This window comes from Leptospira sanjuanensis, from assembly GCF_022267375.1.
GTDB classification, from domain to species: Bacteria; Spirochaetota; Leptospiria; order Leptospirales; family Leptospiraceae; genus Leptospira; species Leptospira sanjuanensis.
Genome location: NZ_JAIZBH010000001.1, coordinates 1,428,092 through 1,440,122 on the forward strand (window position 1 = coordinate 1,428,092; position 12,031 = coordinate 1,440,122).

The 12,031-nt window shown below is 46.0% G+C and carries 11 protein-coding genes; 5 read left to right on the plus strand and 6 right to left on the minus strand.

Annotated features, from left to right (window positions below; all coding sequences use genetic code 11):
* The first annotated feature begins 34 nt into the window (after positions 1–34).
* From modB to LFX17_RS06400, 3 genes are read left to right on the plus strand one after another with little or no spacing between them, the layout of a single operon-like run.
* Complete coding sequence (gene modB / locus LFX17_RS06390) at positions 35–715, plus strand: molybdate ABC transporter permease subunit (RefSeq protein ID WP_238745713.1); 681 nt, start codon at positions 35–37, stop codon at positions 713–715.
* Between the two features lie 24 nt (positions 716–739).
* Positions 740–1,492: a molybdate ABC transporter substrate-binding protein gene (gene modA / locus LFX17_RS06395; protein ID WP_238745715.1), complete on the plus strand. Its 753-nt coding sequence runs from the start codon at positions 740–742 to the stop codon at positions 1,490–1,492.
* On the plus strand, positions 1,492–2,211 hold the full coding sequence (locus LFX17_RS06400) for an ATP-binding cassette domain-containing protein (RefSeq protein WP_238745717.1): 720 nt from the start codon (positions 1,492–1,494) through the stop codon (positions 2,209–2,211). Before modA ends, LFX17_RS06400 begins: the two co-directional genes overlap by 1 nt.
* A 199-nt stretch (positions 2,212–2,410) precedes the next feature.
* On the opposite strand, the gene LFX17_RS06405 is transcribed toward LFX17_RS06400, so the two are convergent.
* The 6 genes from LFX17_RS06405 to LFX17_RS06430 all read right to left on the minus strand — a co-directional run bounded on the left by LFX17_RS06405 (position 2,411) and on the right by LFX17_RS06430 (position 9,310).
* Complete coding sequence (locus tag LFX17_RS06405) at positions 2,411–3,481, minus strand: sulfate/molybdate ABC transporter ATP-binding protein (protein WP_238745719.1); 1,071 nt, start codon at positions 3,479–3,481, stop codon at positions 2,411–2,413.
* Positions 3,482–3,483: 2 nt separating this feature from the next.
* Entirely contained in the window at positions 3,484–4,323 is an 840-nt protein-coding gene (gene cysW / locus LFX17_RS06410) for a sulfate ABC transporter permease subunit CysW (protein WP_238729507.1), read from the minus strand.
* The gene (cysT, locus tag LFX17_RS06415; protein ID WP_238731527.1) at positions 4,320–5,174 is read right to left on the minus strand and encodes a sulfate ABC transporter permease subunit CysT; all 855 of its coding nucleotides are present in this window, start codon (positions 5,172–5,174) and stop codon (positions 4,320–4,322) included. The genes cysW and cysT overlap by 4 nt, the downstream gene beginning before the upstream one ends.
* Positions 5,175–5,191: 17 nt before the next feature.
* Positions 5,192–6,202 (minus strand): sulfate ABC transporter substrate-binding protein, encoded by a 1,011-nt coding sequence (locus tag LFX17_RS06420; RefSeq protein ID WP_238729508.1) that lies wholly within the window; start codon positions 6,200–6,202, stop codon positions 5,192–5,194.
* A gap of 246 nt (positions 6,203–6,448) precedes the next feature.
* Positions 6,449–7,453 carry a sulfate ABC transporter substrate-binding protein gene (locus tag LFX17_RS06425; RefSeq protein WP_238729509.1) on the minus strand — a complete coding sequence of 335 codons (1,005 nt, stop codon included), beginning with the start codon at positions 7,451–7,453 and terminating at the stop codon, positions 6,449–6,451.
* A 27-nt stretch (positions 7,454–7,480) separates the two neighbouring features.
* Complete coding sequence (locus LFX17_RS06430) at positions 7,481–9,310, minus strand: alginate export family protein (protein WP_238729510.1); 1,830 nt, start codon at positions 9,308–9,310, stop codon at positions 7,481–7,483.
* Between the two features lie 300 nt (positions 9,311–9,610).
* Here LFX17_RS06430 and LFX17_RS06435 point away from each other — a divergent pair, with 300 nt between their 5' ends.
* Positions 9,611–11,710 (plus strand): PP2C family protein-serine/threonine phosphatase, encoded by a 2,100-nt coding sequence (locus LFX17_RS06435; protein ID WP_238745721.1) that lies wholly within the window; start codon positions 9,611–9,613, stop codon positions 11,708–11,710.
* 123 nt (positions 11,711–11,833) lie between these two features.
* Positions 11,834–11,968: a hypothetical protein gene (locus LFX17_RS20805; protein ID WP_255723529.1), complete on the plus strand. Its 135-nt coding sequence runs from the start codon at positions 11,834–11,836 to the stop codon at positions 11,966–11,968.
* Positions 11,969–12,031 lie beyond the last annotated feature (63 nt).

Sequence of the window (12,031 nt, forward strand, 5' to 3'; positions counted from 1 at the left end):
GACCTCGAAGACTTTCCCGAAGTAATATCCGTGCATGACCGAGTTGGAATGGGAAACGATTCGATATCCGATCGCGCTGACTTTGAGCGTGAGTTTGTTTTCGACATTGATCGCCACGATTCTCGGTGTGATCGCCGCGTATCTCCTTTCCAGGTTCCGGTTTTTCGGGAAGGAATTTTTGGACGCGGTCTTGACTCTTCCTCTCGTTTTGCCTCCAACCGTGTTAGGATATTATCTTTTGGTGTTATTCGGAAGAAACGGGGTCATCGGTTCCTTTCTTTTGGAATCGTTTCGATTCAGCGTACTGTTTCATTGGTCGGGCGCGGTGATCGCTTCCATCATCGTTTCGTTTCCTCTCGTCTATAGATCCGCACTCTCGTCTTTGGAAGATCTGGACCCGGATTACGAGGACACGGCAAAAACCTTGGGGAAGGGAAACTTCGCCATCTTTTGGGAAGTGATTCTTCCTTTATCTTGGAGAGGAATTCTTGCGGGCGCAATGCTCGCATACGCGCGCGGGATGGGAGAATTCGGAGCCACGTTGATGATAGCGGGAAACATTCCCAAACGAACGCAAACCCTTTCGCTTGCGATTTACGACGCGGTTCAATCGGGAAACGACCAGGTCGCGTTCCATCTGGTGATTCTGACTTCGATTTTGTCCGTCCTGATTTTGACGGTATCTACGCGGATCTTTCGGAAATCACATTGGTAATTTAGAATATAAGGAAATACTGATATGAAAGGAATCAAGATTCCGGCGCTTCTCGTATTTGTTTTGCAGCTTTCGCCGATATTCGGCGAAGAAAAGGTTCTTTTGGTTTCCGCCGCATCGAGTTTGACGCAAGTTTTTACTTCAATCGGAAAGGAATTCGAAAAGAAGGAAGGAATTAAAGTGTCCTTCAATTTTGCGGCTTCCGGAGTTTTGCTTCAACAGATCGAAAACGGTGCACCGGCGGACGTATTCGCTTCCGCGGATCAGGAGAATGTCGATAAAGGTCTGGTTAAGAATCTATTCGATCCCGCTACGAGAAAAAATTTCGTAAGTAATTCCCTCGTGTTGATCGCGCCGATCGATTCTAAGTTGAATCTAAAAAAGGTGAGCGATCTTAAAAACGAAACCGTCCGGAAAATTTCCTTCGGAAATCCCGCGATCGTTCCGGCGGGAAAATACGCGAAAGAAGTTTTGGAACAAGAGGGATGGGACGCGGCGCTTGAAAAAAAATGGATTCCCGGTGAAAACGTAAGACAGGTTTTGGATTACGTTTCCAGGGGAGAAGTGGACGCCGGTTTTGTTTATAGAACCGATGCGGTTCTATTTCAAGATCGAGTAAAGGTTGCGGTCGCGAATCTCAAAACGAAGCCGATTCTTTATCCGGCGATCGTCGTTGCGAAAAGTTCCAATGGGAACGAAGCGAAACGATTCGTCGAATTTTTAACGTCGAAAGAAGCCAAGAAAATCTTTCAGAAATATCGATTCGGAAAACCTTAGTGTCCCTAACCGTAAATATTCAAAAAACTTTAATCGATCGCAAAAGATCCTTTTTTTTGGACTTGGATTTCCGTTTTATCCAGGATTTCCTGTTTATTTACGGTCCTTCGGGCGCGGGTAAAACGCTGACGCTTAAGGTTCTTGCCGGTTTGATCAAACCCGATCGGGGAAGAATTCTTCTCGGAGAAACGTTGTTTTTTGATTCGGAAAAACGGATCGATCTTCCCAGCCAAGAAAGAAAGATCGGCTATCTGCCTCAGAGTTATTCTCTCTTTCCTCATCTTACGGTTCGCAAGAATTTGGAGTTTCCCTTAAAGGATCTTTTTTCGTTCGGCTTGCCTGAATCGGATCGGATTCTCGTGGATGATATATTAGAAATTTTTGAAATACAAAATATCGCCGGCAGTTATCCTAGATACCTTTCCGGAGGACAAAAACAGAGAGTTGCCTTGGCGCGCGCGCTCATCGGAAAGCCGGAACTCCTTCTACTCGACGAACCCTTTGCCGCTTTGAATCTGGAACTCAAAGAAAAGATGAAGGAAGAACTCAAAAAAATTCAAAGGTTGTTTCAAGTTCCGGTCGTAGTCGTATCACACGATCCGGAGGATTATTCCTATTTCGGAGCGGATTCTCTTTCGATCGAAAACGGGATTACCCGTCCTATGCGGAAGGAAAAGGATAAAGCGAATAAGACAAAGAATTCTTCGTTTAAAAAATAGATCGTCTTGTCCGTTTAAAAAAATCCGTGAAGTTTGTTCCGATAGACGAAACTCGAATCGAAACGTCCCAAACGATTTTCCAGACACACGAAACTCGAATCAAGAAACCGGCGGCGCTTGTTTAAACCGATGAAAGTCGAATCAAAAAGTTTCTGACGATTGTTCCGACTAACAAAAAGCGCGTTCCGATTTTCCTAAATCAGATCGTATAATCTTCCACGTAGACTTTGACTTTTTTAAACCGAATATAAACGGTTTCACCTGGAAGCAGATTCAACGCTTCAAACTCGGAAGAGTTGAGCTGTGATTCCAAAATCGTTCCCGTATCCAAACGTTTGAGATCGATCTTAACCGTTCTTCCGGTCGAGTGGATGTACTGAATCTCCGCCGGGATTGTTTGACCTTCGATCGGGCTTTTCAGAATTTCGACGTCGTACGGACGAACATAACCGACTGCGGATGCGTTTTCAATTTCGGAGTGCTCCGGGGTATCGACCTTGATTTCTCCGAGATGCGTTTGTCCGCCTTGTACCCTTCCGTGAAAGAGATTCACGTCACCCAAAAAGTGAAACACAAAGGAATTCTTAGGATGATTGTAGACTTCATCCGGCGTTCCGACTTGTTCTATCTTGCCGGCTTTCAAGATCACTACCTTGTCCGAAACTTCGAGAGCTTCTTCCTGATCGTGTGTTACGAATACGCTCGTAATATGAATTTCGTCGTGAAGACGTCGAAGCCAGTTGCGAAGTTCCTTTCTGACTTTTGCGTCCAAGGCTCCGAAGGGTTCGTCTAACAGTAAAAAACGAGGTTCGATCGCGAGGGCTCTTGCGAGTGCTATCCTTTGTCTTTGTCCGCCCGAAAGTTCGGAAGGATAACGGCCGTGAAAATTCTCGAGTTGGACGAGTTTTAAGAGGCTCATCACTTTTTCGCGGATCGCTTCCTTGTTCGGTCTTTCGGAACGTTTCCGAACTTCGAGTCCGAATGCGACGTTTTCAAAAATCGTCATGTGCCTGAAAAGAGCGTAGTGCTGAAATACGAAACCGACTCCGCGGTCCTTCGCGTTCTTTTTACCGACTTCCAGTCCTTCAAAGATGACTTGACCTTCGTCCGCGTCCTCGAGTCCCGCGATGATACGGAGCAGGGTCGTCTTTCCCGAGCCGGATGGACCGAGCAGCGCGACCAATTCTCCGGAGGGAACCTCCAAAGAAAGATTGTCGATCGCGGTAAAATTACCAAAGCGTTTTATAATATTCTTAACTTCGATTGCCATGACTATGCCTCCTCTTGAAGCGAATCTTCCTTTTTGCCGATCTTGATCTTTCTTTCCAGGATCTGTTTCGCGATCAATGTGATTAAGGATAAAAATACGAGCAGGGACGCGGCCGAAAACGCGGCTACGGAATTGTATTCGTTGTATAAGACTTCGATCTGCAGCGGAAGAGTGTTCGTCTGTCCCCGGATATGACCCGATAGAACGGAAACGGCGCCGAATTCTCCCATGGCTCTCGCGTTGCAAAGAATGATGCCGTATAATAATCCGTATTTGATTCCGGGCGCCACGATCTTGAAGAATACTTTAAGCGGTGACGCACCGAGAAGAAGTCCCGCTTCTTCCTCTTCGATTCCGGTCGATTCAAGTAAAGGTATGAGTTCTCTCGCAACGAAAGGGAGAGTGATGAAGATCGTCGCGATGACGAGTCCCGGAGTGTTGAATACGATCTTGATATCTGCTTCCTCAAGCCAAGGTCCGAACCAACCTTGTCTTCCGAATAAAAGAATAAAGATCAAACCCGAGATCACGGGCGAAACCGAAAACGGCGAGTCGATGATCGTCAAAAGCCAGCTTTTCCCGGGAAATTCAAAACGTGTGATCGAAATTGCGGATACGATTCCGAAAATCGTATTCAAAGGAACCGCGATGGATACGACCAAAAGCGTGAGTTTGAGCGCCGAGATCGTATCGGGTTCTTGGATTCCCTCCAAATACGCCGCCCATCCTTTCGAAAAGGCTTCGTGAAACACGGTGTAGATGGGAAGAAGTAGAATCAATCCGGTTAGTAAAAAAACCGTTCCGATCAGAATGCTTCGAACGAGTAAGGACTCCTGTCTCATCCATTTCTCCTTGCGGAAACCGTTTGAAGTATATTGATACCTAATAATATACTAAAGGAGATTACCAGCATAATGAACGCGATTCCCGTGGCTTCTTCGTATTGATATTGTTCGAGTTTTGTTACGATCAATAATGGGAGAATTTCCGTTTTACCCGGTAGGTTTCCCGATATAAAAACGACCGAACCGTATTCTCCGATTCCTCTCGCAAAGGCCATTGCTGCGCCGGTGATCAAAGGCGGAACGAGTTCGGGGAATATCACTCTTCTGAAAATCTGCCAGCGATTGGCTCCGAGACAATACGCGGATTCTTCGAGTTCTTTGGGGAATTCCTCCAATACGGGTTGAACCGTTCTTACGACGAAGGGAAATCCGATGAATACGAGCGCGATTACGATTCCAATCGGAGTGTAGGCGATTCTGATATCGAAAGGGACGAACAGTTTTCCGATGATTCCGTTCTGGGTGTAGATCGTAGTTAGCGCGATCCCTGCCACGGCCGTGGGTAGCGTGAACGGAAGATCGACGAGAGAATCCAAAAGCGATTTACCGGGAAAATCGTACCGGACCAACACCCAGGCAAACAAAAATCCGATCAATAGATTGATGATCGCAGCGACCGCCCCCGCTCCAAAACTCAAATAAAGCGCCGCCAAAATTCTTTCGTTCGTGAGAAGTTTCCAAAATCCTTCCCAGCCGATCCCCGAACTTTTCAGAAAGAGTGCGCCTAACGGAATGATTACGATCAAACTCAAATAGGTGACCGTAAGACCTAACGTGATTCCGAAGGTCGTTTTGCCGTAAGGTTTGGTTCTGAAGTTCAATGTTCTTCTCTTTAATCCTTTGTAGATATTCTTCCGTAAACGTCTTACTTGGAGGTGATCTGATCGAAGATCGCTCCGTCCGCGAAATGTTTTTCCTGCGCGTTCTTCCATGAACCCGCGACGTCTCTGATGGTAAACAGTTTCAAATTCTTGAATAGACTTTTATATTTGGATGCGACCTTCGCATCGGTGGGGCGGTAGTAATTCTTGGCGATCACTTCCTGCGCTTCCGGTGAATAAAGATATTTGAGATAACTCTCCGCGACTTTGAGCGTTTTGTGTTTTTCGGCGTTCTTCGTTACGACCGCAACCGAAGGCTCGGCTAAAATGCTTACCGAAGGAAATACGATTTCGACGGAACCGTTCGAGTTTTTGGCTGTTTCCTGGATGGCAAGGTGAGCTTCGTTTTCCCAAGAGATCAACACGTCTCCGATTCCTCTTTGAACGAACGTAGTCAAGGAACCTCTCGCTCCCGAATCCAATACAAGAACGTTCTTATATAGATTTTTGACGAACTCCTTCGCTTTTTCCTCGGAGCCGTATTTCGCTTTAGCAAATCCCCATGCAGCGAGATAATTCCAGCGCGCGCCGCCTCCCGTTTTCGGGTTCGGAGTAATTACTCCGATTCCGGGCTTTGTAAGATCGTCCCAATCCTTGATGTTCTTCGGATTTCCCTTTCGCACCAAAAATACGATCGTGGAAGTATAAGGAGAACTTTGATGCGGAAGAAGTTTCTCCCAATCGGTGGAAAGAAGTTTTCCTTTTTCCGCGATCGCTTCGATGTCGTGCGCAAGGGCAAGGGTTACGACGTCCGCTTCCAATCCGTCGATCACGGCTCTCGCTTGTTTGCCGCTTCCGCCGTGGGATTGATTGACGGTAAGATCTTCTCCGGTTTGTTTTTTCCATTGAGCCGCAAAGAGTTTGTTGATCTGCGTATAAAGTTCGCGAGTAGGATCGTACGACACGTTTAAGAGTTTCGTTTCGCCATACAGGGAAAATACAAAGAAAAATAGCGCGATCGATGTGAGTTGAATTCTTGAAGTGATGGTTTTCATCCCGGGCCTTCCTGCGGGTGTCTTACAACAAAGTGAACAAAAATCTAATTTATTAGATAATTTGATCCAATATTTTAAGATCTTGTTTGAAAGTAAAGAATTTTGTAGCGAATTCGGCCGCAAGTCTTGGATTCTTTTGAAAGTGTGGGAACTCTTACAACGAAACGTTCCTCAATTTTAAAATACGGAAATCGAAAGAATACCCCGCGTTGACGCGGGATATTCTCCATTCTTTGCCCGCGTTTTTTATTTTACGTAGAGTTGGTCGAAGGAGGCTCCGTCGGCAAAATGATCCTTTTGTGCCTTATGCCATCCGCCGAAATGTCCGTCCACGGTGATGAGTTCCAGTTTAGGAAACTTGTTCTCATGTCGCTTTAATACGGCGGGGTTTCTCGGCCGATAACCGTGTTTTGCGATGATCTCCTGCGCCGCTTCGGAGTAGAGGGATTTGAGATAAGCTTTGGCGGTTTCCAACGTTCCGTGTTTTTCCGCGTTCTTTTCCACGATCGCTACGGGAGGCTCCGCGAGAATGCTCAAGGATGGAATTACGACTTCAAACTTGTCCTTTCCGAATTCTTCGAGGATCAAAAAGGATTCGTTTTCCCACGCGAGAAGAACGTCCCCGATCCCGTTTTGTGCGAACGTGTTGCTGGAGCCTCTCGCGCCCGAGTCGAGAACGGGAACGTTCTTATATAAGGTTTTGATAAAGTCCTGCACCTTATTCGTGTCGTTGTTGAACTTCTTCTGTGCGAAAGCCCAAGCCGCGAGATAATTCCAACGCGCTCCTCCGCTCGTTTTCGGATTCGGAGTGATTACGCTTACCTTATTGCGAACTAGGTCGTCCCAGTCTTTGACGTTCTTCGGGTTTCCTTTCCGCACCACGAATACGATCGTAGACGTGTAAGGCGTACTGTTGTTCGGAAGACTTTTCAACCAATCTCTTGCGATCAATCCCTTCGATGCGATGATGTCTATGTCGTATGCGAGGGCCAAAGTCACGATATCCGCTTCCAATCCGTCAATCACGGATCTTGCTTGTTTACCGCTTCCGCCGTGGGACTGGTTGATTCTCACTTCGTCGCCGGTTTTTGATTTCCAGTAGTTTGCGAAAAGTTTGTTGTACTCCGCGTATAACTCCCTGGTCGGATCGTACGATACGTTCAGGAGATTTACGTCTTTTGCAAAGAGCCCTAGATTTGCCGTCATCGCGAGAAATACGATCGACGTTGTTTTAAAAATTTTTGTTTTCATACTGGTTTCCTAACTTCTAAATTTAAATTACATCGCGAACTGAACGAACAGGAAGAAGCTGTAGGACTTGTTGTCCAACGTGTATCGATCGTTTACGTTCGGAGCCCAAGGATTCACTCTCGCGTTTCTGACGGAATCTCCCGCTAATAGATAAGAGCCGCCCGTCCAGATGGATACGTAGTCTTTGAGATAGAATTGGTAGATCAGGTCGAATTCGTAGAACAGACGTTTTCCGCCGCGCTCTCCGAGTTTGTAACCGCCGAACGCGGAGCCTGTCGAGTTCTCGGTCGTCAAACCAGTGTTAGCCGTTCCGCCGGAGGAATACCAAGCGTCGTTTTCGGAAGCTTTTTGAATATCGTAAGCCACGAAGATGAATCTTCCGTAATTCGGAGAGTTATACATCAAATGGACGGATTTGGTTCTCGTGTTCGACCAGAATGTCGCGTTTACGATCCCGTTTCCGGAGTCGAAGTAGGGGAATCCCCCCGATCTTGTCGCGAACGAAGCGTCGTACGTCGCAACCTTATTGTCCGTACGATTCGGATCTCCCGATCCGATCGAGTATTGAAGACCTACACGAAAGCGATCAAAGAAAGTATAGCCGGTCTGAGCGATGAAATACTTCGCGTCGTATTCCACGTTTTCCGTATAAATTCTCTGCGATTTAGGATTTCCGTCCACTGTTTGTTTGAGGGTGTCCCAACCGGCGTTGACTCTTTGACCGTTGAATCCGTATTGCCAAGACGCTTCCAGAGTCCAGTCCCAAGCTTTGGTTTTCGGCAGGCGGTTGTTTTCCGTCCTGTTTGTTAAGCGAAATCCCACCGTGTTTAAGTCGTCCCTTTGTCTGGTTCTGTCCAAACTCGTAGTCGGGGCGGGGCCTTGTTCCCATTTCTTATCGATGTTGAAGTAGTAGAGATCCACGAGGAAGTCTTCGAACTTGATCGTGTTGTATAAACCGGAAAGATACGTATCGTTAACGGTTCCCCGTTTGACGCCGTTTGCAGTGTTGTTACCGCTACCTGCGTTGGAATCTTCCGCTATGATGGAAGTGAACGCCTCCGAGTTGAAATACTTGGAGGAGTATTTCACTCTTGCGCCGTCGAACGAGTTTCCCGTTTGACCGTCGTTTCGTCCGCCCACGTATCGGTTATCGCCGAATCCGAAGATTTGTCTCCCGAGAAAGACTTCAAAACCGTCCGCGAAATTCTTCAATTGAATAAAACCCTCTCTGAGGTCCGTGTTGTTCTTAATGCTAACGGAGTTCGTAGCCGTCGGCGCCGAACTGAGTTCCGCGCCCGCCGAGTTGGAAAGACCGAGATAACCGAGTTGGCCGTCCTTACGGGATTGCTCGCCCCCCCAAACTCGAACATCTTGAATCGTCACCTTGGCGGCGACATACTGGTTCGGATCGATGATAAACGAGACCTGAGAGTTCTGAGTCGCGAAGTTTCTATCGTCCTGAGTTCGCTTATCAAAATCGGCGTTGTGGCTGTAATCGAAACGAGGACGAACCTGAAATCCGACGCGGAAAATATCCCCCAACCAAAGTCGATCCACCTTTCTCACCGCGTCCTGGTGTTCCGGCGAAAGGAGCATGGACTTCATAAATTCACCGGGTAGTTTTCCTTTGTACGGACTTTTATACGGTTCTTCCTTTGCTAGTTCCTGTTGGATTTCGGGAATTCCCTTTCCATCGTTCGGTTGTTCTTCGTATTTCACATCCGAAGGCGGATCCAGATTTAAGACCGGTGTGGACTCGGTTCTCGATTTTTCCTTTTTGGGTTCTTGCGAGAGTAAGCCAAAGCTAAAAGTACAGATAAAAATAACTCCTGCCGTTATTCGAGTAATCGTTTGCATCACCTAAATCCTCCTTTTTAGAAATTTTTTACTAAAAGAGAGAGTCTTCTCGTTATAGTCAACAAATAATCTGCTATATTGGATATAAATCTAAAATTTAGGATAATCCTTATGCTATTTTGTCAAATATTCTGGGAAAAAAGAGGGTTTTTGAGAGGGTGGAGAACGAAGTTTGGGAGAATTTATGCCCGTACGTTCTGCAAAATTGAGGGAACAAATTCTTTTTATCAGAATCGATTCCTTCCAAAAATAGAAAAAGAATTTGAACAGTATGTGAATTTGAGAAAGGATTCTCCCTCTATGTTTGCGATCAAGACCGGATCTTTCACTGCGAGAGTGATACGTTTCACGCGAAGGCCGTTTTTATCGTTTCGATTTATTTGGACCGTTGCCGCGTTATGCGCGCTTCTTGCCTACTGCAAAAACGAAGAACCTCCGGTCGCAAGATCCGGTATTTTAAACGCTTCCTCCTGGGACTTTGCTCACAAAGGAAAACTCGTTTTACGCGGCGAGTGGATGTTTTACTGGGGCGCTTGGAAGTTCGACGCGCAGCGAAGAAAGGGCGAAACTCTTTCGAAATCCGGAGAGATCTTATATGTTCCTTCCGCATGGAACGGGGAATTCAGAAAGGGAAAGGGATTTGGAACGTATCTTCTCGACGTAAAACTTCCGGCAAAACGATTTAAGCTGGGAATGATTCTTCCTGATCAGAGTTCGTCGTATGAACTCTATCTCGACGATAAACACGTTTTAAATTCCGGAAAGATTATTCGCAACCAAGACGGAAATTTGGACGCGGTGGAGGAAGGAATTCGTCCGCTGTTCATCGAATTCCAACCCGAAAGCTCCGACCTGCAAATCGTATTACAAATCGCGAATGAAGATTTACGGCTCGGAGGATTTTGGTCTCCGATCGTAATCGGGGAAGCGGAAACGCTCCGCAGCGAATGGAATCGTTCTCTTCGATTGGATTCATTTTTGGTGGGCGGACTTTTGATCATGGCCTTTCTTCATCTTTCCTTTTTTATCGTACGAAGAAAGGAGACTCCCTCTTTGTATTTCGGATTATTTTGTTTGATCATGGGTTCGAGAAGCCTGTTTCCCGGAAATCGTTTGATCCTGGAATATACGGACGCGATCAATTACGAGAATATGATCCGAATTGAATATTTGACTTTTTATCTTTCGGTTCCGGTCTTTTTGAACTACATTCTTTCCTTATATCCGCGGGATTTGAAGCGAGTCTTTGTGGACGTGTTATGGTGGATCTCTATAGTCGCGTCTTCGATGGTTTTGTTTTTTCCGATGCGGATCTTTACGCATACGATTCCGATGTATTATCTGAACGCCTTTATCGCGGGAAGTTTGGGATTGTATACGCTCGTCAAAGCGGTTCGTAAAAAGAGGGAAGGTTCTCTCATTCTTTTGACCGGATTCATTTTCATCTATCTTGCGATGATCAACGATCTTCTTTATGTAAGTTACTTTTTGGAAACGGGATATTATTCCTCCATCGGAACGTTCGTATTTCTTGCGGCGCAATCCGTTTCTCTTTCGGTTCGGAATTCTAAAAACATGCAAAGACTTTTGGACCTTTCCAGAAATCTGGAGCGAAAAGTCGAAGAGAGAACGCAGAGACTTCGCGCGGCCTTCCGAACGATCGAAGAGGATTTGGATATGGCGGTCAAAATTCAAACGGACTTTTTGGAAGTTCCGGAGGATGTCGTATTAAAAAACGCGGGCGTTCGTCTGCATTCTTTCTATCAACCGATCGCAAAAGTGGGCGGGGACTTTTATATCGTGCGTCCGATCGCCGAAAAAAAACTGCGTATCTTTCTTGCGGACGCGATCGGTCACGGGGTTCAAGCTTCTCTGATGACGATGGTGATTCAGAGCGAATACAATTCCATCTTCGATCCGAAACTTTCTCCCGGAGAATTTCTTACGGAACTTTCCGGACGATTCAGCGCGAGAATCGGAGATGTCAGCCCTTTCTTTTCCGGTATGATTGTGGATTTGGATTTTGAAACGGATCGGATTCTCATTGCAAGCGCGGGAAATCCTTCCTGCATTTTAAGTACGAACGAAAAAACGGTTTCTCTCGATTGGATCGGACCTTATGCCGGAATGATTCCCGGATTCAAATACGAAGAATTATCCGAGGTTCTTCCTAAAGAATTTCGATTGTATCTCTTTACGGATGGATTGCCCGATCGATTCATCTTTTCGGAAGGAGAATACGAGAATTTTTCTATGCAACGATGGCTTGAACAAAGATGCGATCAATCGATCGGAAGCGTATGCAAAGAATTGTTGGACTCGGCTAATGCTTTGAGTTTACCCGAGTTTAAAAAAGACGATATAACTTTGCTCGGAATCGAAAGATCGATTTTAAGTTAAGAACGGTTTTTCGATTTATAGAAAAGGCCTATCGAAAAAAATGGCAAAGACGCGAGTTGCGATTCTTTCTTAGGATTTGGAATCGTTCGATCGCTGGATTCTAAAAGTCGCAAGGAGTCTGATATGGCTTACAAATTGGATGGAGCAAAGTTCCCGACCTTGGAAGAATTGATTGCGGCTCTTTATCCGCTATACTCCGATAAAATGTCGGAAGCGGAATTTAAAAAATACGTTCAGGAACACGCAAAGGAAGAATAAATCCGAAAGGCGTTTTCCGGGAACGGAATTTGAAAGAGGGATCGAAAAGCCCGTTTTGCTTGT

Bases quoted from the DNA above. Each gene is read 5' to 3' on its own strand.
- modB (WP_238745713.1), top strand. From the start codon at position 35: ATGACCGAGTTGGAATGGGAAACGATTCGATATCCGATCGCGCTGACT.
- modA (WP_238745715.1), top strand. From the start codon at position 740: ATGAAAGGAATCAAGATTCCGGCGCTTCTCGTATTTGTTTTGCAGCTT.
- LFX17_RS06405 (WP_238745719.1), bottom strand. From the start codon at position 3,481: ATGGCAATCGAAGTTAAGAATATTATAAAACGCTTTGGTAATTTTACC.
- cysW (WP_238729507.1), bottom strand. From the start codon at position 4,323: ATGAGACAGGAGTCCTTACTCGTTCGAAGCATTCTGATCGGAACGGTT.
- LFX17_RS06420 (WP_238729508.1), bottom strand. From the start codon at position 6,202: ATGAAAACCATCACTTCAAGAATTCAACTCACATCGATCGCGCTATTT.
- LFX17_RS06425 (WP_238729509.1), bottom strand. From the start codon at position 7,453: ATGAAAACAAAAATTTTTAAAACAACGTCGATCGTATTTCTCGCGATG.
- LFX17_RS06430 (WP_238729510.1), bottom strand. From the start codon at position 9,310: ATGCAAACGATTACTCGAATAACGGCAGGAGTTATTTTTATCTGTACT.
- LFX17_RS06435 (WP_238745721.1), top strand. From the start codon at position 9,611: ATGTTTGCGATCAAGACCGGATCTTTCACTGCGAGAGTGATACGTTTC.
- LFX17_RS20805 (WP_255723529.1), top strand. From the start codon at position 11,834: ATGGCTTACAAATTGGATGGAGCAAAGTTCCCGACCTTGGAAGAATTG.